The sequence below is a fragment of the Mycobacterium sp. Marseille-P9652 genome, from assembly GCF_902652685.1.
Lineage (GTDB): Bacteria > Actinomycetota > Actinomycetes > Mycobacteriales > Mycobacteriaceae > Mycobacterium.
In genome coordinates, this window is sequence record NZ_CACRUY010000015.1 from 1 (window position 1) to 21,183 (window position 21,183).

The following is a 21,183-nucleotide window of genomic DNA, read 5'->3' on the forward strand; positions in this document are numbered from 1 at the left end:
GTATCGGGGCCCGGCGCGCCGGGCCCCGATACTCCACCCGCGCCCACGGCGCCACACCCACCGGCGCCGCCCCCGAGCCCTACGGGCGGCGGGACCGCCGCTGAAGCCGCCTCGCACTCTGGGAGCCCGGCTCCCCCTGGGGAGCCGGTCCGACATCCCGCAGAAGCGAACCAACCCCATGGCGGGGGCCCACATCCGGGCGGTGATGGTGTTCCCCACGAGCCCGGAGATGCCCCGTCACACGGCGACGGCGACCCGAAGCCAGGGGAATCCCCAGATCAGGGCGACCTCGACGGTCAAACGCCCGAGGAAAGGCACAAGATAAGCGGACACGGCTCCTACGACCCCGACCACGGCGAATTCACCGTGCCAAAGGGAGCGAGTGTCACGATATTTGCGAAACACGGGTCGGCCATCACCGATGCGCTCGGCAACTTGATTGAGACCGGCGGCGACACATCTGGCGTTTATTCGGATACATTCAATGCCGGCGAATCGATGCCGAATTACACCATTCATCCACCGGACAATCTGAATATCATGGGCACTCCACAAACCGTAACGGAGCCGACGCTTTTGAGCGAACTCATACGAGAAAACATGGGACCTGTGGATCTGGCGACGTGCACACTCGACCCAACTCGTCCGACGTACATGCTCTATCATGTGACTGGAATATATGATAAATGGGAAGGCAAGTTCCAACCATACGAGAGGCATCGACCTTGATGTCGCCCAACAGCGAGATCGAAGAAATGATCCGGATTGCCGCAGAGCGGAAATCACCGGACGACGAGCGGCGCCTTTTCTCAGCCCTGGGACGCGTCGAGATGTATTTTGCGCGGGCGTTGGTCGAACACGAAGGAAGAACCGTCAACGCGTTCCCATTGTTGCGACTTCCGGACGGCAGCAACGCAATGCTGCTCTGCACGGATAAGGACCACCCCGATCTGCCGGACACTTTCGCCGGAGGTATTTTCGAAGACGCCTTGGGGGCCGCGCTCGAAATTCCGGGCCTCGATTGGGTGATCGTTTCAAATCGCGATTCGCAGTGGGTGTCAATCAGCAAGAAACGAATCCCCGAAATACTTGACGACCTCCGTTCGAGCACATCCGGTTCAAAATCCGAGGCCAAGTTGCTCGAGGATCTCATCACTCTCGCGGTGAGTACGCCCCCCGAAGAGTTGTCGCCACCGATCGGCACAGTGCTTATGGACCGCGAAGTCTTCCTGGAATTGTCGGCAAACAACAGCACAGATGGCCGACCGATAATGCGGACTCTTCGCATTGACAACTTACGCCTGATTCGCGCATACACCACGCGGAAACGGCCTGGAATAACCTATGGCGGCATCCGGTGGGAAGAGCTCAAGAAGATGATCGAAACCACGCCGGAACTGGACGGCGTACAGGTCGTGAACGACGCCGACGACTGGGTGGTCTTCGACCGTGAGTCGTTGGGGCTCACGCCAGCCGGCGGATAAGTGTTGGGCCCCGAGGGCACGCACCTCCCCCAAAGAGTCCGGATAGGGTTGTGGTGGCCGCGTGTGGATGCGGCACGGCGATCCAGGAGGTTGGGGCATGGCTTCATCGCCTTCCTCTGACCCGGGCAACGCGAACCGCACGGAGCGGGTCGACCTGGAATCGCTGGCCGCCGACGCCAGCGCCGCCCGCGCGCTCGAGGACCTCAAGCATGCAGATCCGGCGGACCGCCCCGCGCCGCCGGTCGACCTGACCGCCGCCGCCTTCTTCGACGTCGACAACACGCTGGTGCAGGGCTCCTCGGCGGTGCACTTCGGCCGCGGCTTGGCCGCTCGGAACTACTTCACCTACCGCGATGTCCTCGGATTCGTCTACGCACAGGCCAAGTTCCAGCTGCTGGGCAAGGAGAACAGCGACGACGTCGCCGCCGGCCGGCGCAAGGCGCTCGCGTTCATCGAGGGGCGATCGGTCGACGAGCTGGTGCGGCTCGGCGAGGAAATCTACGACGAAATCATCGCCGACAAGATCTGGGCCGGCACCCGCGCGCTCACCCAGATGCACCTCGACGCCGGCCAGCAGGTGTGGCTGATCACCGCGACCCCGTACGAGCTGGCGGCGACGATCGCGCGCCGTCTCGGCCTCACCGGGGCCCTGGGAAGCGTCGCGGAGTCGGTGGACGGGGTGTTCACCGGCCGGCTGGTCGGGGACATCCTGCACGGCCCCGGGAAGGCGCATGCCGTGCGGTCGCTGGCGATCCGGGAGGGCCTCAACCTCAAGCGCTGCACCGCCTACTCCGACAGCTACAACGACGTGCCGATGCTGTCGCTGGTGGGCACCGCGGTCGCCATCAATCCCGACGCGCGGCTGCGCGCCCTGGCCCGCGAACGCGGCTGGGAGATCCGCGACTTCCGCACCGCGCGCAAGGCCGCGCGGATCGGGGTGCCGTCCGCCCTGGCGCTGGGAGCGGCCGGAGGCGCGCTGGCGGCACTGGCGTCTCGGCGCCAATCCCGCTGATAAGCTGCGCCGCGCAGACACAGTCGAGCAGAGAGCACAGCGGCATGACAGTCCCAGAGGGCACAGAAGGACTCATCGGCAGCAACTATCGAGGGTCGGACTTTTTCGAGGTCGGGCGCGAAAAGATCCGCGAGTTCGCGGCCGCGGTCAAGGACGACCACCCGGCGCACTACAACGAGGCGGACGCCGCCGAAGCGGGATACCCCGAGCTGGTGGCGCCCCTGACCTTCGCGGCGATCGCCGGCCGGCGCGTGCAGCTCGAGATCTTCACCAAGTTCAAGATCCCGATCAACATCGCCCGGGTCTTTCACCGCGACCAGAAGCTCAAATTTCACCGACCGATCCTGGCGCACGATAGGCTTTTCTTCGACACCTACCTAGACTCGGTGATCGAGTCGCACGGTACTGTGCTCGCTGAGATCCGCAGCGAGATCACAGACGCCGAGGGGAAACCGGTTGTCACAGGCATCGTGACGATGCTGGGGGAAGCCGCACATCAAGAAGCGAGCACTGAAGAGACAGTGGCCGCGATTGCATCGATATCAGCTGGAAAGTAGGGTCAGATCAATGACGTCACAGGGTGAAACGGGCAGCACGCAGCTCAAGCCGCCGGTCGAAGCCGTCCGATCCCACTACGACAAATCCAACGAATTCTTCAAGCTCTGGCTGGACCCGTCGATGACGTACAGCTGCGCCTACTGGGAAGAAGGCGCCAAGACGTTGGAAGAGGCGCAGTACGCCAAGCGGAAGCTGGCGCTGGACAAGCTGAACCTGGAGCCGGGCATGACGCTGCTCGACATCGGCTGCGGCTGGGGTTCGACCATGCGGCACGCGGTGTCCGAGTACGACGTCAACGTCATCGGCCTGACGCTGAGCGAGAACCAGTACGCCCACGACGTCGAGAAGTTCAAGGAGATCGACAGCCCGCGCCGCAAAGAGGTGCGCATCCAGGGCTGGGAGGAATTCGACGAGCCGGTCGACCGGATCGTGTCGCTGGGCGCGTTCGAGCACTTCGCCGACGGCGCCGGTGACGCCGGCTTCGAGCGGTACGCGACCTTCTTCAAGAAGTTCTACGACCTGACGCCCGAAGACGGCCGGATGCTGCTGCACACGATCACCATTCCCGAGCCCGAAGAGGCCAAGGAGTGGGGCCTGACGTCGCCGATGAGCCTGCTGCGCTTCATCAAGTTCATCCTCACGGAGATCTTCCCGGGCGGCCGGCTGCCGCGCATCTCGCAGGTCGACCACTACTCGTCGCAGGCCGGCTGGAAGGTCGAGCGCTACCACAAGATCGGGCACAACTACGTGCCGACCCTCGACGCCTGGGCGGACGCGCTCGAGGCGAACAAGGAGAAGGCGATCGAGCTCAAGGGCCAGGAGACCTACGACATCTACATGCACTACCTGCGGGGATGCTCGGACCTGTTCCGCGACCGGTACACCGGCGTCTGCCAGTTCACGCTGGTCAAGTAGCTACCCAAGTACAGCGCCCCGGTGTCGTAAGGCACCGGGGCGCTGGCTTTTTGGCGCCGACCTCCGGCGCCGCGAACGTCGAGTTGTTGTCGTCGCGAGGCGTGATTTCGCACAACAGATCGACGTTGGGCACGAAAGCGGGCCCGGCGCCCGCAGAGACGGCTCAGCCGAAGAAGATGTTGCGGCGCCCGGCCAGCAACCGGTACAGCGTTTGCTGAATCGTCTCGCGCACCTGGTCGGTGAGCTCGAACGTGACCATCGGGTCGTCCGCGTCGGAGACGGCGTAGTCATTGGTGTAGATCGGCTCGCCGAACGCGATGCGCCACTTCGACGGCAACGGCACCAGGCCCGCCGGGCCGGCCAGCGGGAACAGCGGCGTGACCGGGAAGTACGGCAGCCCGAACAGCCGGGCCAGCAGCTTCACGTCGGTCAGCATCGGGTAGATCTCCTCGGACCCGATGATCGAGCACGGAATGATCGGCGCCTTCGTGCGCAGCGCGGCCGAGACGAAACCACCGCGCCCGAACCGCTGCAACCGGTAGCGGTCCTCGAAGCGCTTGCCCAGGCCCTTGTAGCCCTCGGGGAAGACGGCGGTGAGCTCACCGGAGGAGAGCAGCCGGTGCGCGTCCGCCGTGCAGGCCATCGTGTGGCCGGCCTTGCGCGCCGTTTCCCCGAGCACCGGCAGGTCGAACACCATGTCGGCCGCAAGCAGCCGCAGGTCCCGATGCGCGGGATGCTCGTCGTGCACCGCCACCGAGAGCATGAGCCCGTCGAACGGCAGGACGCCGGCGTGGTTGGCCACCACCAGCGCGGCCCCCTCCGCGGGCAGGTTCTCGACGCCGCTGACCTCGACCCGGAACCAATTCCTGAAGAAGAACCGCAGCAGGGGCCGCACGATCGCGCTGTTGAAGTGCGGGTCGAAACCGAACTCGTCGACGCTGTAGTCGCCCGCCAACCGCTGCCGCAGGAATCCGGCGACCGCGGCGACGCGCTGGGCGAGTTCGTTGAGCGGCGCATCGGCGGTACCAGCCGCCGGGGACGCCGTGCGCCGGTGCTCGTCGATCTCGCGGACGACGGCGGCGATCTCATCGGCGGAAGCGCGCTCGCGCGGGTCGGACAGCAGCGACGGGTGTTGCCGGGCCGACTCGGCGCGCTGATCCGCTTTGCGGCGCGCCGTTACCCGACCCCGATTCGTGTGCAGTGGTATGACGTTGGCTCTGGTTTCACCCGCCACGATATCTACCTGACCCCACGTAGAATTGGATTTCGGTTACCCCAGCGCTGAGCAAGAGCGATGGCCCGATCTTCCCAGGAGCGTACCCGATTGGGGTCGATTATGGGAGTGAGGCCGCGGCCGCGCACGTAGTCGTCGAACGCCTCCGCCGTGCTCCATTTCGGCTGGTAATTCAGCTCTTTGCGCATCCGGGTGGTGTCCATGACGCGGCCGTAGCTCAAATAATCGAATTGATCCCGACTGATCTCGTGGTAGTGGTTGGCCCGCCGCAGCGAGTCCAGCGCCCACACGCCGAACCCCGGCACGGGCAGCGGGATCCGGCCGGCCCGGCGGATCGCCTGCGACAGCATGATGATCCCGTCGGCGCCGATGTTGAACGTGCCCGCCTTGCCGGCCATCGCCGCCCGCTCCAGCGCGCCGAGCGCGTCCTGCTCGTGCAGGAGTTGCAGGCGCCCGTCGCGGCCGAACATCGTCGGCACCACGGGTCCGGCCAGGTACCGCGACAGCGAGGTGTCCATCGCCGGGCCGATCATGTTGGCCAGCCGCAGGATGGTGACCGCGATGTCGGGGCGGCGGCGACCCAGTCCGCGGGCGTAGCCCTCGATGTCGAGGCTGTCCTTGGCGAAACCGTCGCGGAAGGGCCGTCGGCTGCTGCTGTCCTCGGTGAACATGACCGGGTCGTGCGGGCTCGAGCCGTACACCTCCGACGTCGACTTGAGCACGACGCGGCGCACCGACGGCGCCTTCTGGCAGGCCGCGAAGAGCTGCATCGCGCCCATCACGTTGATTTCCTTCAGCGCCGCGACGCCGCCCGAGCGCGGGGCGTAGGACGCGGCGGCGGCGTGCACCACCGTGTCGACATCGCCGTTGCGAATTACCTTGCCGATGAAGGGGTTTCGGATGTCGGCGCGGACGAACTCGGCGCGGCCCATCCGGCGCAGCATGTCTTTGCTGGGGGCGACCGCGTCCACCGCGATGACCCCGTTGATCAACGGGTTCTGCGCGAGCCGGGCGGTCAGGTACCCGCCGAGAAACCGGCACGCACCGGTGACCAGCACCACCTTGGGGTAGTGCACGGTGTCACCCTGCCCGGTCGACGACTCCACCCGGCCAGCCTAGCGGCCGGATGGGTCGGCGGCATCGTCGCCGGACGGTCGAGGCGGAAGGGTTTTACTTGCCAAGTTTTCTGCGCTGCACCCGGGTGCGACGCAGCAGTTTGCGGTGCTTCTTCTTCGACATGCGCTTGCGCCGCTTCTTGATCACTGAACCCATTTAAAACCCACTGACTCCGCTATCTGACCGCCGGAAAAGACTGCAAAAGGACCCCGCCACTTTACCCAGCCGGGCACCGCGAACACCAAACGGCGCCGGTCGGCCGCACATGGCGGCCCGATCCAGGGGTTATGCAGGGGCGTCAGTCAGCCCGCGGGCTAACCGGCGTCGAAGTACGAGGTTTCCAGCATGTCGTGCACGGCCTTGGCGTGCACCCGGAACGACCGCCCGACACGGACCGCGGGCAGCTCGCCGTTGTGCACCAGGCGGTACACCGTCATCTTGGACACCCGCATCAACGCGGCCACCTCGGCGACGGTGAGGAACTGCGTCCTGGCCTGCTGGGCGTCGGCGGGCCCGGAATCCCGTCCTTTACCTGCAGAATCTCGCGCTGATGGCCCGTTCGTAGACGTCATCGCAACCCAATCGTGTCAGGCACGAGCAACGCCAGCGGCTTCCCCTCCGCTGGCACCCACGTGCATACAGAAAGGAGAATAGCGGGACTGATGGGGTTACTGGTACTGGTGGGGGACAATCCGTCCAAAAATCTTGAATTATTCTGATGTAATTCTTAGCTGCTCAGAGCGCATTTTTGCGGCTTGGACGGCCGCGTCGACGGCGGCGCGCAGCCCACCCCGTTCGAGTTCGCGCAGCGCAGCCGCCGTGGTGCCACCGGGCGAGGTGACCGTCGCCCGCAGCTGCGCCGGACTGGTGTCGGGCAGTGTCGCGAGCGGGTCCCCGCTCTGCTGCCCGGAGTCCAACCGTTCCAGCAGCATGGCCGCCGAACCGGCCATGGTCTGCGCGGCCAAGCTGGTGGCCACGCTGCGGCTCAGGCCGGCCGCCACCCCGGCGTCGACCAGCGCCTCCACCATGAGCAGGAAGTACGCCGGGCCGGAGCCCGACACAGCGGTGACCGCGTCCATCTGGGCCTCGGGCACCGTCAGCACGCCACCTACGGCGTCGAACAGGGCGGACACCTCTTCGAGCTGCGGGCCGGTGACGAAGCGGCCCCTGGCGAGCGCGGTGACCCCGGCGCCCACCAGCGCGGCCGCATTGGGCATCGCCCGCACCACCGGCGTTCCGGCCGGCAGGCGGGACTCGAAGTACGCGATCGGGATGCCGGCCGCCACCGTGACGAACACCTGCTCCGCGCTGTCGCTGTCGGCCGCGGCGGCCACCCGGGCGATCTCACCCAGCACCGGTTCGACGTCGGCCGGCTTCACGGCGACGACGACGAACGTCGCGTTGTCGACCGCCTCGGCGACCGGCGCGACGAGCACCGAGTAGGTGTCGGCGAGGTACTCGGCGCGCTCGGGCACCTTCTCGGCCACGACCAGGTCCTTGACCTGTCGGCCCGCGCGCAGCAGACCCGACAGCAGTGCCTCCCCGATGCCGCCGCCGCCGATGATCGCGATTCTTGCCATGCCGGACAGCATCCCAGACGGACGGTCAACGAGCGGCAGGGACCAGGGCCAGCTGACGCGCCTGGACCACCAGCCGGCCCAGGCTGTCGACCACGATGTGGTCCTCGTCGAACCAGTCGTGGCCGATCTCCATGCACGTCGCGATGATCCGCAGCCAGCCGTCGGCGGGCAGGGCCCGCAGGTAGGCGGTGAGCTGGACCGTCGGCGCCCAGCCCGTGCGGTCCACGGCGAAGGTGACCGGCGCCGACAGGTCGCCGCACATCAGCGCGAACAGCCCGTCGGGGGGGACGTCCCGCGGGCGCGCCCACATCTGGATCATCGGAGGGCGCCCGTCCTCGCTGCGCTGCATCGTGGACAGCAGGGGGCGCACGTCGCAGCCCTCGCCCAGGTGGACCAGGCCGGCCAGCGGGTGGCCCGGCCCGATCGGCTCGATGTCGCCCGGCGGTTCGGGCGCCATCAGCCCCAGCACGGGGTTGGCCGACAGCAGCGGCGCGAGGTCGCCACCCGGCGGGAAGTGCTCCGGCTCGCCCAGGTTGACCACGGCGTGGACCGCGGTGCGCTCCCCCTGCGTGAGCTCGACGTCGACGACGCTGATCCGGCGGCCCCGCTTGCGGATCGAGGTCTCCAGCCGCATGGGCCCCGGGTCGGGCGCCGACAGGAAGTTGGCGGACACCGCGACGGGCTCCAGCCCTGCCGCCAAGCCGTCACATGCGGTGCGGGCGGCGTTGGCGCACAGCGCGAGCATCGCGCCGCCGTGCACCTTCGGGCCGATCGTCCAGTGCTTGTCTAGTTCGCCCTCGTACACGCCGGGGCCGACCTCCCGCAACGCCATTGCGGTGGTGAATAACGCGTCCATGTTCTCCAAGTCGTGTCAGCGCAGCAGGTGCGTGCGGGCGAACTGCAGCGATTCGATGAGCATGCTCTCGCGCTCGCTGGCCGAACGCGCGCTCGACGTGGACACCTCGAGGATCACGTGCCCGGCGAATTGGCCGCCGGCCAGCATCTGGCACACCTCGGCGGTCGGCTGTGTGCCGCGCCCGGGGATCAGGTGCTCGTCGGCGGGCAGTCCGCTGCCGTCACACAGGTGCAGGTGGACCAGGCCCGCGCCCATGCGGCGGGCCATCTCCAGGGAGTCGCTGCCCGCCGTCGCCGTGTGCGACAGGTCCAGCGTGTAGTGAGCGTGGTCGCCGTCGAGCGGGTCGTAGGACGGCGAGAACGCCGAGATCGCCGGCCCGGGCCCGCCGCCCCGCCTGCGCATCCGTTCCAGCGACTGCCCAGGGAAGAAGCGATCGGCCCGGAACGGAAACATGTTCTCCACGGCCACCATGACCTCGCTCGACGCCTCGAGCGCCGCAACCTGCTCGCTGAACCCCTCGGCGTAGCGCCGCTGCCAGCGGAACGGCGGGTGAACCACGACGGTCTGCGCGCCGAGTTCTTCGGCGGCCCGCACGCTGCGTTCGAGTTTCGGGATCGGGTTGGCGCCCCACACCCGCTGCGAGATCAGCAGGCACGGGGCGTGCACCGAGAGCACCGGCACGCGATAGCGCCGCGACAGCTTGGCCACGGCGGCGATGTCCTGACTGACCGTCTCGCTCCACACCATCAGCTCGACGCCGTCGTAGCCCAGCCGGGCGGCGTACTCGAAAGCGGCCTCGGCCCGCAGGGGATACACCGAGGCCGTCGAAAGGCCGACTTTGATCGCTGGGCGCACAGTCTCGGGTGGTGTGCCTAGCCCGACTGCAACGACAGCGCCAGCGGGCCCAGGGTGATCAGCGCCCCGACGGCGACCGCGATCAGCGTGCTCGCGATGTCCTCGGTCTTGCGCACGACCCGGACCCCGACCACCAGGCCAAGGATCACCAGCACCGACAACACCAGCGCCACGATGCTGTTCCAGCGCCACAGCTGGTCGAACGCCACGAACAACCCGGCCCCGAAGGCGACGGCCAGCACCGACTGCAGCACGACGACCGTGCCGCGCCACACCGCCTCGAGCCGGCCGCGCAGCCCGTGGCTCTCGGCGGCGCGGTCGGCCGTCACGTGCGGTTCGTCCGCTTCCGGCTCCGCGGTGCCGCCGCGCCGGGCGATCTCGTCGGCCAGCGTCTGGCCGCCGAACAGCGTCGAGTCGGAGCTGCCCAGGTAGGAGCGCACGTACGCGGAATCGTCGGTGTCGGGCTCGGCCTCGTGAACCTCGGAGTCCATCACGTCCACCGGGAGGTTCGCGTAGGGGTCCATCGGGTCCGGGCTCATGTCCTCGGCGCCCGACTGCCCGTCACCCTCGCCCGCCTCGGCACGGCGGGGCGGACGCGGGTAAGCGCTGCGCTCGGGGCCCGCCGCGCGGTGCGGCTGCGTCGGCGACGTGGGGGGCCACCGCGGCTCCGGCTCGGACCAGTACGCGGTCCTCGCCTCTTCAGTCTCGGAACGTTCTTCGGTGATTGCGGTGGCCTGCTCAGGGGCCGGTGGCGTCTCGCGATCACCGGGGTGGTGCTCGTCGTCGCGGATGACCGGGATCTCACCGGTGAGCTCGGCGACCGTGACGGCGTCGCTGTCGCCGCGGCGACGGCGGCGCCGCCGGGTCACGGCCGGGGCGCCGATGGTTCCGTTCTTGGCCAGCAATTCGGCCACCGAGATCGGGCGCGTGCCCGGGCTCTCGGTGTCGGAGTGGGGTCCCGTCATGATTTGTCGCCTCTCGATCGGTTCGCGGTCCGATCACCCGCCTTGTCTCCAGCATCGCGCACCGAACCGTCCATGAGGTCGGTTCCGTCGGCTTCGCTGTCGAGTTTGCGCAGGATCAGACCCTCCCGTAACGCCCACGGGCAGATGTCCACCGCGTCGATCGATAGCGCTCGCATGCTCGCCTCCGCCACCAGGGCTCCCGCCACTATCTGCGGTGCCCGCTCGGCGCTTACCCCTTCCAACTCCGCGCGGTCAGCGGTCGTCATCCTAGAGATGAAAGATATGAGTTGCCTGAGGCCGTTTGCTGTGAGCGTCCTCTTCACCCGCGGCCCGGCGGCCGAGGGGGCCGCGCCGGTCAGCCGCGCCAGCGAGCGGAACGTCTTCGAGGTCGCCACCGCGAGGTCGGGAGGACCGGCGTCGAGCACCCGCTCGCTGGCCTCCGCGAGCTCGGCGTCCAGCCAGTCCCGCAGCATCCCCACCCGGCGCCTGCCCGGCGGGTCGTCCGGAAGCCATTCGCGGGTCAGCCGCCCGGCGCCCAGGGGCAGCGAGAGCGCCACCTCGGGTTCCTCGTCCACGCCGCTGGACATCTCCAGCGAACCGCCGCCGATGTCGAGGTTGATGATGCGCCCCGCGCTCCACCCGTACCAGCGCCGCACCGCCAGGAAGGTCAGCCGCGACTCGTCGACGCCGCTGAGCGCCTCGAGCTCGACCCCGGTCTCCTTGCGCACCCGCGCGAGCACGTCCTCGGAGTTCTCGGCGTCACGAAGGGCCGAGGTGGCGAACGCCATGAGCTCCTTGCACCCGGAGCTGTCGGCGATCTTGGCGAACTCGTCGATCGTCGAGATGAGCTTCTCGGCGCCGCGCTTGGTGAGCTTGCCCGAGCTGTCGATCGACTCCGCGAGGCGCAGCGTGGCCTTCGTCGAACTCATGGGCGTGGGATGCCCCCCGCGGTGGGCGTCAACCACCAGCAGGTGAACCGTGTTGCTGCCCACGTCGAGCACGCCCAATCGCACAGAAAAACCCTAGCCGCATGGGGTGCACCGGCGCGCCATGACCCGGGTGTCGCCTGGCCGGGCGGCGCGATCCGTGGTCTAACGTTGACCCCGTGGGGAATTCGCAGCCCGGGCCGGGCCAGGAGGTCGAGCTGGACTTCGCCCGCGAATGGGTCGAGTTCTACGACCCGGACAATCCCGAGCACCTGATCGCGGCCGACTTCACCTGGTTGCTGTCGCGCTGGACGTGCGTGTTCGGCACGCCGGCCTGCCACGGCACCGTGGAGGGCCGCCCCGACGACGGGTGCTGCTCGCACGGCGCGTTCCTGTCCGACGACGACGATCGCGCCCGGCTCGACGACGCGGTCAAGCAATTGACCGACGACGATTGGCAGTTCCGGGAAAAGGGGCTCGGCCGCAAGGGATATCTCGAACTCGACGAGCACGACGGCCAACCCCAGCACCGGACGCGCAAGCACAAGGACGCCTGCATTTTCCTGAATCGGCCCGGGTTCCCCGCCGGCGCCGGCTGCGCCCTGCACATCAAGGCCCTCAAGCTCGGTGTGGCGCCGCTGACCATGAAGCCCGACGTGTGCTGGCAGTTGCCGATCCGGCGCAGCCAGGAGTGGGTGACCCGGCCCGACGGCACCGAGATCCTCAAGACCTGGGTCACCGAGTACGACCGGCGCGGCTGGGGCTCGGGTGGAGCCGACCTGCACTGGTACTGCACCGGCGACCCCGGCGCCCACGTCGGGGCCAAGCAGGTGTGGGAGAGCATGGCCGACGAGCTCACCGAGCTGCTCGGCGCCAAGGCCTATGCGGAGCTGGCGGCGATGTGCAAGCGCCGCGCCCAGCTGGGGCTCGTCGCGGTGCACCCGGCGACGCGCATCGCCGAGTAGCCCTAGGGCTCCTGCCCCCTGGCGTAGGCCACGACCATGCGCTGCGCGCTCGCGTGCAGGTAGGCCTCGACGGCCGCGGCGGCCGCCTGCGGGTCGCCGTCCAGCACCGCCTCGGTGATCGCGGTCAAACCGGCTATCACCGGCTCCGCGTCGTCGTAGGCGGGCGTGAGCTCGTGCTCGCGGCCGCCGAACGCCTGCTCGACCCAGCGGTACAGCAACCCCAGGGCACGGTTGCGGCTGGCGTGGATGAGTACCCGGAAGTACTCGAGGTCGGCGGCCTGGCGCGCCTCGGCGCCGTCGGCGTCGCGCACCGCGGCCAGTGCGGCCCGCAGGGCGTCGGCGTCCTCGGGCCGGCCGCGCTGGGCGGCCAGGCGGCCGATTAACGGCCCCAGCGCCGCCCTGATCTCGAAAAGCTCGACCAGAAACTCGGGGCCGAGCTTGCGGACCAGCGCCTCGACCACCGCGGGGTGGGTGAGGCCCTGCGGGTCGCGCACCACATTGCCGCTGCCGTGCCGGGCCTCGATCAGGCCCATCTGCTGCAGCCGGGCCAGCCCCTGCCGCAGCGAGGTGCGGTTGACCTGCAGTTGTTCAGCCAGGTCCCGCTCGGGCGGCAGGAGCGAGCCGGGCGGAAAGACGCCGTCGAGAACGGCGTCGGCGATTGACTCGGCGATCTGCTCGTCGACGCGCTGCCGGTCCGGCGGCTGCAGCGGATTTGACTGGTTCATTGGCTCAACCAATATACTGGATGAACCATCCGGAGGTGAGCAATGGACGACGAGCTGCGATCGGCCGCGGCGCCGCGCTGGCGCGGCAAGGCTGGGCGCCTGGAGGTCTGGTACGCCACCCTGTCCGATCCGGCGAGCCGGGCCGGGCTGTGGGTGCACTGCGAGACCGTCGCGCCCCTGCGGGGCGACCCCTACGCGCACGGCTGGGTGACCTGGTTCCCCGACGACGGGCCGCCGCGCATCGAGCGGTTCGGCCCCGAGCCGACCGCCCCCGCGGCCGGGGCGGCGTGGTTCGAGGCCGCAGGAGTGCGGGTCGCGCCGGAGCTGCTCAGCGGACGCGCCGGCTCGCTTGGCTGGGACTTGTCCTGGAAGGACGCCGGGACGCCGCTGTGGACCTTCCCCCGCGCCGCCTGGGAGCGTGAGCTGCTGCCGGGCGCCCAGGTGGTGCTCGCCCCCACCGCCGACTTCACCGGCTCGGTGACCGTCGGCGACGCCGACCGGCGCGTCGACGGCTGGCGCGGCGGCGTCGCGCACATCTACGGGCACGGCAACGCCAAGCGCTGGGGCTGGGTGCACGCCGACCTCGGCGGCGGCGACGTGGTCGAGGCCGTCAGCGCCGTGTCGCACAAGCCGGGCCTGCGCCGCCTGGCGCCGCTGGCCTTCGTGCGCTTCCGCATCGACGGAAAGGACTGGCCGACAACGGGTTTGCCGTCGCTGCGAATGCGTACCACGCTGGGGCTGCGGCACTGGCAACTGGAGGGACGCATGGCCGGTCGCCGGGTGCTGATCCGCGTCGACCAGCCGCCGGAGCGGTGCGTGAGCCTCGAATACACCGACCCCGACGGCGGGCGCGCGGTGTGCACGAACACCGAGCAGGCCGACGTGCACGTCGACATCGACGACCGGCACTGGTCGGTGCTGGGCACCGGGCACGCCGAGGTCGGCCTGCGCGGCGCGCAGGCGCCCGAGCCCAACGAAAGGATCCCCGCATGAGCTTTCTCTTCGACCCGCCGCTGCTGGTCGCGGCCGGCGTGCTGATCGAGCGGCGCCTGCCCTCCGACCGTCGCGACATCGCCGAGGCCGCCACGCTCGGGGTGTTCTTCGGCGGCTCGTTCGGGCTCTACAACAACGTGCCGGGACTCGGCCCGCTGTGGCGCCCCTTCCGCGCCCGCAACGGACGCGACTTCATGTGGAACAGCGGCGTTTTCGGCATGCAGACCGACGAGCTCGAGTGGCCGAAACACGCCGCCGCGGGCGCGATCTTCGCCACCTACCCCTTCTTCCTCAAGCTGGGCCGCCGGCTCGGGCGCCTGGCATGAGCCGCCGGGGGTCGCTCGCGTCGTTCGGCAGCGCGCTGCTGCCCGAGGAGCACGGCGGCCCCGCTTCGGCCCGGCTCGTCGAGCGGGTCGACCGCTACCTCACGCGCCTGCCGCCGACCTCCCGGCTGGCCGTGCGGGCCGGACTCGTATCCCTCTCTGCCGCAAGCTATCTCACGACGGGCCGGTCGCTGTCCCGGCTCACACCCGCCGAGCGGGACCGCGTGCTGCGGCGCGTGGCGTCCCTCAGCCCGGACGCGGGAGCCGCGGTGGAGGCCATGAAGGCGATCGTCCTGCTCGCCAACGGCGCCGACACCTACGCGCCCGAACTGCTCGCCCGCGGCCGGCAGGACGCGGTCGCACGGCCCGACGCCCCGCTGACCCTCACGCCGTCCGAGGAGAGCCCGTCGGTGGTGCGCGCCGACGCGGTGATCGTCGGGTCGGGCGCCGGCGGCGCGATGGCCGCCCGCACCCTGGCGCGCGCCGGCCTCGACACCGTCGTCCTCGAGGAAGGGCGGCGCTGGACGGTCGACGACTTCCGCACCACCCACCCGATCGACCGCTACGCCGGCCTGTACCGCGGCGCCGGGGCCACCGTGGCGGTGGGCCGCCCGTCAATCGTGCTGCCGATCGGGCGGGCGGTGGGCGGCACCACGGTCGTCAACTCCGGGACCTGCTTCCGGCCCCCCGCGGCCGTCCAGCGCCGCTGGCGCGACGAGTTCGGGCTGGGCCTGGCCGATCCCGGCCTGTTCGGCGAACGGCTCGACGACGTCGAACGCACGCTGCGCGTGGCGCCGGTGCCGCTGGAGATAATGGGCCGCAACGGTCGTCTGCTGCTCGACGCGGCCGCGACGCTCGGCTGGAGCGCGGCGCCGATCCCCCGTAACGCGCCGGGCTGCGGGGGCTGCTGCCAGTGCGCGATCGGCTGCCCGCGCAACGCCAAGTTCGGCGTGCACCTCAACGCGCTCCCCCAGGCGTGCGCGGCGGGTGCGCGGATCATCTCCCATGCCCGCGTCGAGCGGGTGCTGCACCGGGACGGGCGCGCGCGAGGGGTGCGCGCCCGCCGGCCCGACGGCACCGCGCTCGACGTCCTCGCCGACACGGTGATCGTCGCCGCCGGGGCAACCGAGACGCCGGGGCTGTTGCGCCGCAGCGGGATCGGCACGCACCCGCGCCTGGGCCGCAACCTCGCGCTACACCCGGCGACGGTGCTGGCGGGGCGGTTCGACGACGACGTCGTGGCGTGGGACGGCGTGCTGCAAAGCGCCGCCGTCCACGGGCTGCACGAGTCACACGGCGTGCTGATCGAGGCGACGGCCACGCCGCCGGGCATGGGGTCGATGGTTTATCCGGGGTACGGCGCCGAGCTGCTGGGCTGGTTGGACCGCGCCCCGAAGGTGGCGACGTTCGGCGCCATGGTGGCCGACCGGGGCGTCGGCTCGGTGTCGTCGGTGCGCGGCGAGACGCTGATGCGCTACAGCATCGACCGCGCCGACCTGGCCAAGCTGGTGGTAGCAATCGAGGCCATGGGCCGTCTGCTCTTTGCGGCCGGCGCGCGCGAGGTGCTCCTCGGGCTGCCCGGCGCGCCGACCGTGACATCGCTTGCCGACCTGCACGCCGCTCTGGGGCGCAGCAATCCCCGCGCCCTGCACCTGGCCGCCTTCCACCCGACGGGCACCGCCGCCGCGGGTGCCGACGCGCAGCGGTGTCCGGTCGACGAACTCGGCCGGTTGCGGGGCGTGGACGGCGTCTGGGTGGCCGACGCGTCGGTGCTGCCCAGCTGCCCGGAGGTCAACCCGCAGGTGTCGATCATGGCGATGGCGCTGGCCGTCGCCGACGAGGCGGTGGCTGCCGGCGGGCGTTGAGTGTGCGCTGAGGCCGCACAATCAATGTCGGGTCGTGACCGGCGTCTACCCCTCCAGCTTGTAGCCCAGCCCGCGCACCGTGACCAGGTGCACCGGGTTGGCCGGGTCGGCCTCGATCTTGGAGCGCAGACGCTTGACGTGGACGTCGAGAGTCTTGGTGTCGCCGACGTAGTCGGCACCCCACACCCGGTCGATCAGCTGCCCGCGGGTCAGCACCCGGCCGCTGTTGCGCATCAGGTATTCGAGCAGGTCGAATTCCTTGAGCGGCAACGTGATCGGATCGCCGTTGACCGACACGACATGACGCTCGACGTCCATCCGCACCGGCCCCGACTCCAGCACGCCGTCGCTGATCTCGGAGTCGTCGTCGCCGCCACGGCGCAGCACCGCCCGGATGCGGGCGATCAATTCCCGCGCGGAGTACGGCTTGGTGACGTAGTCGTCGGCGCCGAGTTCGAGGCCGACCACCTTGTCGATCTCGCTGTCACGGGCGGTCACCATGATCACCGGAACGCTGGAACGGGCGCGCAGCTGCTTGCACACGTCGGTGCCGGACATGCCCGGCAGCATCAGGTCGAGCAGCACGATGTCGGCGCCGCCCCGGTCGAATTCGGCGAGCGCGGCGGGCCCGTCGGTCACCACCGTGGCCTCGAAGCCCTCCTTGCGCAGGAGAAAGGCCAGCGGATCGGCAAGCGACTCCTCGTCCTCCACGATCAAGACACTGGTCATCGGCGCCACTCCTCCTCATCGCTACGCTCTGCATCGTCGTAAGCGCGGGTCATCGACTTAGCTCTTCCTCTCTTTGTGACCTGCTCGACCGCACCTCGCGGCCGAGCGGTTGCTCGGGTTCATCACCGTCTTGGTAGGCCGGGATGGACAGCGTGAAGGTCGAGCCGGTCCCCGGCTTGCTCCACACACCGATGCTGCCGTTGTGGTTGGCCGCGACGTGCTTGACGATCGCCAGCCCCAGCCCGCTCCCGCCGGTGGCGCGCGAGCGCGCCTTGTCACCGCGGAAGAAGCGTTCGAACACCCGCTCCTGGTCCTCCAGGGCGATCCCGATGCCCCGGTCGGTGACGGCTATCTCGACGTTGTCACCCCGGCGGCGGCGGCTGATCGACACCAACGAACCCCGGGGCGAATACGCGATCGCGTTGGAAACCAGGTTCGCCAGGGCGGTCACCAGCAGCCCCTCGTCGCCGAGCACCCGCAGGCCGCTCGGCGCGTCGGTGCGCACGTCGATGTCGGCGTTGTCCGCCGCCACCTTGTGGCGTGAAATCGCCTCGGAGACAACAGTATCCACGTCAACCTCGGTCACGTTGGGCAGCCGCTCGGCGCCCTGCAACCGGGACAGCTCGATCAGCTCGGCGACCATGTCGCCCAGCCGGTTGGCCTCGACCAGCACCTTCTCGGCGAAGCGGCGCACGGTCTCGGAGTCGTCCGCCGACGCCAGCAGGGCCTCGGCGAGCAGGGCCATCGCGCCCACCGGGGTCTTGAGCTCGTGGCTGACGTTGGCCACGAAATCGCGCCGGGTGGCCTCCATGCGGGCGTAGTCGGACTGGTCGTGGGCGAAGACGACGGCGAACCGACGGTCCTCCTCGCTCAGCAGCCGGGCCTGGCCGTGCACCGCGAGACCCGACCGGCCCGCCGCGCGCTTGGCAGGCCGTAGGTCGAACTCGGCGTCGACCCCGCTCAGTGCCCGCTGCGCGGCCTGCCACGCCTGGTCGTCGAGCTGCCGGTCGCGCACCAGCCCCAGCTCCTTGGCCCGATCGTTGAGATAGACGACGTCGCGGTGCGAATCCACCACCGCGACACCCAGCGGCATGAGGGCGCCGATGCGCTGCAGCATCTGGGCGACCGTGAGGCCGGTCCACTGGTTCGGCGCTTCGGACGCATGGCGGCCGCTGTGACCCGACCGTGTCGACAGCCGTCTCCCGGCCGCGACACCCACGGCCAGTGCGAGTCCGGACAAGACCCCGGCCAGCAACAGCGCCGAGAACACAGTCACATGGAAAATCCTACAAATCTTCCTGAACAGTGCCCTAGCGGAGCGAGGCCAAAATCGGACAAGTCACATCCTGCGCCACAGGTGTTCCGCTCCCGTTCACGCGATGTTTGGCGAAAAGGCCTTTTCGTCACCCGTTCGGCGGCGACGCCGGTTCACCGGCCTCCCTGCCCGGCAACCGCCGCGGCGCCCGCTGCGGCGGCCTCCGGGTCCAGGTAGGTGCCCCCCGGCACCAGCGGCCGCAGCCGCTCGTCGAGGTCGTAGCGCAGCGGGATGCCGGTCGGGATGTTCAGCCCGACGACGTCGTCGTCGGTCATCTGATCGAGGTGCTTGACCAGGGCGCGCAGCGAATTGCCGTGCGCGACGATCAGGACGGTCTTGCCGAACCGGAGGTCGGGGACGATGACGTCGGTGTAGTACGGCAGGAAGCGGGCCACCACGTCGGCCAGGCACTCGGTCAGCGGGCCGCCGCCGATGTCGGCGTAGCGGGGGTCGGTGTCCTGGCTGAACTCGCTGCCCGGCTCGATCGGGGGTGGCGGCGTGTCGTAGCTGCGCCGCCAGGCCATGAACTGCTCCTCGCCGTAGCGCTCCTTGGTCTCGGCCTTGTTGAGGCCTTGCAGGGCGCCGTAGTGGCGTTCGTTCAGCCGCCAGCTTCGCCTCACCGGGAGCCACAGCCGGTCGGCGGCGTCCAGCGCCAGGTGCGCGGTGGTGATGGCACGCCGCAGGAGCGAGGTGTACAGGATGTCGGGCATGAGGCCGTGCTCGGCCAGCAGCTCGCCGCTGCGCACCGCCTCGGCCCGGCCCTTCTCGGTCAGCCCGACGTCCACCCAGCCGGTGAACAGGTTGAGGGCATTCCAGTCGCTCTCGCCATGGCGTAGGAGCACCAGCGTGGCCGTGTCACCCATGCCGGAGAGTCTCTCACGCGTCGTCGTCATCGTCGTCGATCAGGTGCGCGAACGCCTGCAGGTTCTTCAGCGATTCGCCACGCGAGACCCGCCACTCCCACTCTTTCTGGATCGACGAGCGAAATCCCAGCTCCAGCAACGTGTTGAAGTCGGCGTCCACGGCCTCGAGGACCTGGCCCAGCACCCGGTCGAGCTCCTCTGCGTCCACCGAGGCCAGCGATATCCGGCCTATCAGGTAGATGTCGCCGATCTTGTCCAGCGTGTAGGCCACGCCGTAGAGCCGCCGGTTGCGCTTGAGGAGGAACCGGTACACGCTCTCGTGGTTCTCGTCGGGCTTGCGGCACACGAACGCCTCGACGCGCACCGAGTGCTCGCCGATGCTGAGGATCGTGTTGGTCTTGAGCTTGCGCTCGCCGGGCAGCTCGACGACCAGCCCGGGCAATCCGCCGTGCGCGCCGGGAAACTCGGAGTAGGCGAGCTGGTTGGCCTGCAGCGTCCGCTCGATGACGCCGCGCACCGACTCGGGCGTCGGGGTCATGCGCCGACCCCGCGCCGCGACGACCAGCGGCGTGGCCGGCGCATCGATGCCCGGTCGGGGGCGCGGCGGTGCCGCTCCCCGGGGAAGTCGCCGATGGCGCGGCGGTAGCTGGCCAGGAGCGCGTCGGTGGTGTTCTCCCAAGAGAACGTGGCCGCGTGTGCGGCGGCCGCCCGGCTCATCGCCTCGGCGTGCGGGGTGTCCTGTCGCAGCAGACGGTCGAGCGCATCCGCCCACTGGTCGACGTCGTGGCCGGACACCAGGGTGCCTGTGACGCCGTCGCGCACCGCCACCGGCAACCCACCCACGGCGGCGGCCACCACCGGCGTGCCGCAGGCCTGCGCCTCCACGGCCACCAGCCCGAATGACTCCGAATAGCTCGGCACCGCAACGAGGTTCGCCGCTTGGAACAACGTCGCCAGGTCGGGCCGGGACTGTGGCGGCAGGAAGGTCACCCTCGCCGTGATGCCAAGTTCGTCGGCGAGGCGCGCCAGCCCGTCGGGAGAGCTCAGGCCGCTGCCGGACGGACCTCCGGCGACGACGATGCGCACGCCCGGCAGTTTCGCCGCCGCGCGCAGCACGATGTCGGGCGCCTTCAGCGGCTGGATGCGCCCGACGAACGCCACGACGTCCTCGTCGGCCGGCAGCCCGAGGGCCGCCCGGGCCGAGCGGCGGTCGCCGGGGCGGAACACCTCCAGGTCCACCCCCGGGTGGACGACGTCGATGCGTGCCGGGTCGGCGTGGTGGATCGAAACCAGTTGCCGCGCTTCGTCTTCGGTGTTGACGATCAGCCGGTCGGCCTCGTCGACCACCTGCTGCTCGCCGACGGTGCGCAGGGGCGGTTCGGGCGAGTCGCCCGCGGCCAGCGCCGCGTTCTTGACCGCGGCGAGGGTATGCGCGGTGTGCACCAGCGGCACCGCCCAGCGGTCGCGGGCCAGCCAGCCGACCTGCCCCGACAGCCAGTAATGCGAGTGCACGATGTCGTAGAACCCGGGTTCGTGGGACGCCTCGGCGCGCAGCACGCCGGCCGCGAAGGCGCACAGCTGGGTGGGCAGGTCGTACTTGTCGAGGCCCTCGAACGGGCCGGCGACCACGTTGCGCACCAGCACGCCGGGCGCCACCCGCTGAACCGGAGGGTCGGCCGACGCGGTGGCCCGGGTGAAGATCTCGACCTCGATCCCTCGCCGGGCGAGGTGCAGCGCGGTCTGCAGCACGTAGACGTTCATGCCTCCCGCGTCGCCGGTGCCCGGCTGGGCCAGCGGCGAGGTGTGCACGGCCAACACCGCCACCCGACGCGGGCCGTCGCGCCGGGGAACCTCGTCGTGCCGCACCCTTCCCTTTTACAGGACGGCCCCACGACGAGCCGAAG

Annotated in this window: 23 protein-coding genes and 1 pseudogene; 9 read left to right on the forward strand and 15 right to left on the reverse strand. The window is 69.7% G+C overall.

What is annotated here, in order from left to right; translation table 11 throughout:
• Positions 1-366 precede the first annotated feature (366 nt).
• The 5 genes from GPY60_RS10840 (at position 367) to cmaA2 (ending at position 3,969) form a co-directional block, all read left to right on the forward strand.
• Positions 367-729, forward strand: coding sequence for a putative adhesin (locus tag GPY60_RS10840; RefSeq protein WP_156687674.1), 363 nt, complete (start codon positions 367-369; stop codon positions 727-729).
• Entirely contained in the window at positions 729-1,484 is a 756-nt protein-coding gene (locus GPY60_RS10845) for a hypothetical protein (protein WP_156687675.1), read from the forward strand. The genes GPY60_RS10840 and GPY60_RS10845 overlap by 1 nt, the downstream gene beginning before the upstream one ends.
• A gap of 97 nt (positions 1,485-1,581) precedes the next feature.
• Positions 1,582-2,496 (forward strand): HAD family hydrolase, encoded by a 915-nt coding sequence (locus GPY60_RS10850; RefSeq protein WP_156687676.1) that lies wholly within the window; start codon positions 1,582-1,584, stop codon positions 2,494-2,496.
• Between the two features lie 44 nt (positions 2,497-2,540).
• The gene (locus GPY60_RS10855) at positions 2,541-3,053 is read left to right on the forward strand and encodes an FAS1-like dehydratase domain-containing protein (RefSeq protein WP_156687677.1); all 513 of its coding nucleotides are present in this window, start codon (positions 2,541-2,543) and stop codon (positions 3,051-3,053) included.
• A gap of 10 nt (positions 3,054-3,063) precedes the next feature.
• Positions 3,064-3,969, forward strand: coding sequence for a cyclopropane mycolic acid synthase CmaA2 (gene cmaA2 / locus GPY60_RS10860; protein ID WP_156687678.1), 906 nt, complete (start codon positions 3,064-3,066; stop codon positions 3,967-3,969).
• A 163-nt stretch (positions 3,970-4,132) separates the two neighbouring features.
• On the opposite strand, the gene GPY60_RS10865 is transcribed toward cmaA2, so the two are convergent.
• The 9 genes from GPY60_RS10865 to GPY60_RS10905 all read right to left on the reverse strand — a co-directional run bounded on the left by GPY60_RS10865 (position 4,133) and on the right by GPY60_RS10905 (position 11,588).
• Positions 4,133-5,203 (reverse strand): lysophospholipid acyltransferase family protein, encoded by a 1,071-nt coding sequence (locus tag GPY60_RS10865; protein ID WP_156687679.1) that lies wholly within the window; start codon positions 5,201-5,203, stop codon positions 4,133-4,135.
• 5 nt (positions 5,204-5,208) lie between these two features.
• On the reverse strand, positions 5,209-6,309 hold the full coding sequence (locus tag GPY60_RS10870) for an SDR family oxidoreductase (protein ID WP_156687680.1): 1,101 nt from the start codon (positions 6,307-6,309) through the stop codon (positions 5,209-5,211).
• 64 nt (positions 6,310-6,373) lie between these two features.
• Entirely contained in the window at positions 6,374-6,475 is a 102-nt protein-coding gene (locus tag GPY60_RS10875) for a 30S ribosomal protein bS22 (protein ID WP_003402602.1), read from the reverse strand.
• Positions 6,476-6,633: 158 nt separating this feature from the next.
• Positions 6,634-6,891, reverse strand: a complete 258-nt coding sequence (locus GPY60_RS10880; RefSeq protein WP_156687681.1) for a cell division/environmental response transcriptional regulator — start codon at positions 6,889-6,891, stop codon at positions 6,634-6,636.
• Between the two features lie 138 nt (positions 6,892-7,029).
• Entirely contained in the window at positions 7,030-7,899 is an 870-nt protein-coding gene (gene proC, locus GPY60_RS10885; protein WP_197283633.1) for a pyrroline-5-carboxylate reductase, read from the reverse strand.
• 25 nt (positions 7,900-7,924) lie between these two features.
• A complete protein-coding gene (locus GPY60_RS10890) occupies positions 7,925-8,755 on the reverse strand; it encodes a thioesterase family protein (protein ID WP_156687683.1) in 831 nt (276 codons plus the stop codon).
• A 15-nt stretch (positions 8,756-8,770) separates the two neighbouring features.
• Positions 8,771-9,610 carry a sugar phosphate isomerase/epimerase family protein gene (locus GPY60_RS10895; protein WP_156687684.1) on the reverse strand — a complete coding sequence of 280 codons (840 nt, stop codon included), beginning with the start codon at positions 9,608-9,610 and terminating at the stop codon, positions 8,771-8,773.
• 17 nt (positions 9,611-9,627) lie between these two features.
• A complete protein-coding gene (locus tag GPY60_RS10900; protein ID WP_156687685.1) occupies positions 9,628-10,575 on the reverse strand; it encodes a hypothetical protein in 948 nt (315 codons plus the stop codon).
• Positions 10,572-11,588: a Ppx/GppA phosphatase family protein gene (locus GPY60_RS10905; protein WP_156687686.1), complete on the reverse strand. Its 1,017-nt coding sequence runs from the start codon at positions 11,586-11,588 to the stop codon at positions 10,572-10,574. The genes GPY60_RS10900 and GPY60_RS10905 overlap by 4 nt, the downstream gene beginning before the upstream one ends.
• Positions 11,589-11,680: 92 nt before the next feature.
• On the opposite strand from GPY60_RS10905, the gene GPY60_RS10910 reads away from it, so the two are divergent.
• Entirely contained in the window at positions 11,681-12,466 is a 786-nt protein-coding gene (locus tag GPY60_RS10910; RefSeq protein ID WP_197283634.1) for a hypothetical protein, read from the forward strand.
• A gap of 2 nt (positions 12,467-12,468) precedes the next feature.
• Here GPY60_RS10910 and GPY60_RS10915 read toward each other — a convergent pair whose 3' ends face one another.
• A complete protein-coding gene (locus GPY60_RS10915; RefSeq protein ID WP_197283635.1) occupies positions 12,469-13,191 on the reverse strand; it encodes a FadR/GntR family transcriptional regulator in 723 nt (240 codons plus the stop codon).
• A 42-nt stretch (positions 13,192-13,233) separates the two neighbouring features.
• Here GPY60_RS10915 and GPY60_RS10920 point away from each other — a divergent pair, with 42 nt between their 5' ends.
• Genes GPY60_RS10920 through GPY60_RS10930 form a run of 3 tightly spaced genes read left to right on the forward strand, consistent with a single transcriptional unit; the run spans position 13,234 to position 16,372 of the window.
• A complete protein-coding gene (locus GPY60_RS10920) occupies positions 13,234-14,184 on the forward strand; it encodes a hypothetical protein (RefSeq protein ID WP_156687689.1) in 951 nt (316 codons plus the stop codon).
• Positions 14,181-14,510, forward strand: a complete 330-nt coding sequence (locus tag GPY60_RS10925; protein WP_156687690.1) for a hypothetical protein — start codon at positions 14,181-14,183, stop codon at positions 14,508-14,510. The genes GPY60_RS10920 and GPY60_RS10925 overlap by 4 nt, the downstream gene beginning before the upstream one ends.
• A complete protein-coding gene (locus GPY60_RS10930; protein ID WP_156687691.1) occupies positions 14,507-16,372 on the forward strand; it encodes a GMC family oxidoreductase in 1,866 nt (621 codons plus the stop codon). The genes GPY60_RS10925 and GPY60_RS10930 overlap by 4 nt, the downstream gene beginning before the upstream one ends.
• A gap of 45 nt (positions 16,373-16,417) precedes the next feature.
• Here the strand turns inward: GPY60_RS10930 and regX are convergent, their stop codons facing one another.
• From regX to mshA, 5 genes and pseudogenes are all read right to left on the reverse strand, one after another.
• Positions 16,418-17,101, reverse strand: a complete 684-nt coding sequence (gene regX / locus GPY60_RS10935; protein WP_156687692.1) for a two-component sensory transduction protein RegX — start codon at positions 17,099-17,101, stop codon at positions 16,418-16,420.
• A gap of 49 nt (positions 17,102-17,150) precedes the next feature.
• Entirely contained in the window at positions 17,151-18,377 is a 1,227-nt protein-coding gene (locus GPY60_RS10940) for a sensor histidine kinase (protein ID WP_156687693.1), read from the reverse strand.
• Between the two features lie 152 nt (positions 18,378-18,529).
• Positions 18,530-19,279, reverse strand: coding sequence for a phosphoglyceromutase (locus tag GPY60_RS10945; RefSeq protein WP_156687694.1), 750 nt, complete (start codon positions 19,277-19,279; stop codon positions 18,530-18,532).
• A gap of 13 nt (positions 19,280-19,292) precedes the next feature.
• A complete protein-coding gene (locus tag GPY60_RS10950; RefSeq protein ID WP_156687695.1) occupies positions 19,293-19,817 on the reverse strand; it encodes a YbjN domain-containing protein in 525 nt (174 codons plus the stop codon).
• A pseudogene (gene mshA / locus GPY60_RS10955) lies at positions 19,814-21,164 on the reverse strand (D-inositol-3-phosphate glycosyltransferase); the annotation flags it as partial. The pseudogene mshA and the gene GPY60_RS10950, both read right to left, overlap by 4 nt.
• Positions 21,165-21,183 lie beyond the last annotated feature (19 nt).

Coding starts and splice junctions, on each gene's coding strand:
- GPY60_RS10845 (WP_156687675.1), top strand. CDS start 729: ATGTCGCCCAACAGCGAGATCGAAGAAATGATCCGGATTGCCGCAGAG.
- GPY60_RS10850 (WP_156687676.1), top strand. CDS start 1,582: ATGGCTTCATCGCCTTCCTCTGACCCGGGCAACGCGAACCGCACGGAG.
- GPY60_RS10855 (WP_156687677.1), top strand. CDS start 2,541: ATGACAGTCCCAGAGGGCACAGAAGGACTCATCGGCAGCAACTATCGA.
- cmaA2 (WP_156687678.1), top strand. CDS start 3,064: ATGACGTCACAGGGTGAAACGGGCAGCACGCAGCTCAAGCCGCCGGTC.
- GPY60_RS10875 (WP_003402602.1), bottom strand. CDS start 6,475: ATGGGTTCAGTGATCAAGAAGCGGCGCAAGCGCATGTCGAAGAAGAAG.
- GPY60_RS10880 (WP_156687681.1), bottom strand. CDS start 6,891: ATGACGTCTACGAACGGGCCATCAGCGCGAGATTCTGCAGGTAAAGGA.
- proC (WP_197283633.1), bottom strand. CDS start 7,899: ATGGCAAGAATCGCGATCATCGGCGGCGGCGGCATCGGGGAGGCACTG.
- GPY60_RS10890 (WP_156687683.1), bottom strand. CDS start 8,755: ATGGACGCGTTATTCACCACCGCAATGGCGTTGCGGGAGGTCGGCCCC.
- GPY60_RS10900 (WP_156687685.1), bottom strand. CDS start 10,575: ATGACGGGACCCCACTCCGACACCGAGAGCCCGGGCACGCGCCCGATC.
- GPY60_RS10915 (WP_197283635.1), bottom strand. CDS start 13,191: ATGAACCAGTCAAATCCGCTGCAGCCGCCGGACCGGCAGCGCGTCGAC.
- GPY60_RS10920 (WP_156687689.1), top strand. CDS start 13,234: ATGGACGACGAGCTGCGATCGGCCGCGGCGCCGCGCTGGCGCGGCAAG.
- GPY60_RS10925 (WP_156687690.1), top strand. CDS start 14,181: ATGAGCTTTCTCTTCGACCCGCCGCTGCTGGTCGCGGCCGGCGTGCTG.
- GPY60_RS10930 (WP_156687691.1), top strand. CDS start 14,507: ATGAGCCGCCGGGGGTCGCTCGCGTCGTTCGGCAGCGCGCTGCTGCCC.
- regX (WP_156687692.1), bottom strand. CDS start 17,101: ATGACCAGTGTCTTGATCGTGGAGGACGAGGAGTCGCTTGCCGATCCG.
- GPY60_RS10945 (WP_156687694.1), bottom strand. CDS start 19,279: ATGGGTGACACGGCCACGCTGGTGCTCCTACGCCATGGCGAGAGCGAC.
- GPY60_RS10950 (WP_156687695.1), bottom strand. CDS start 19,817: ATGACCCCGACGCCCGAGTCGGTGCGCGGCGTCATCGAGCGGACGCTG.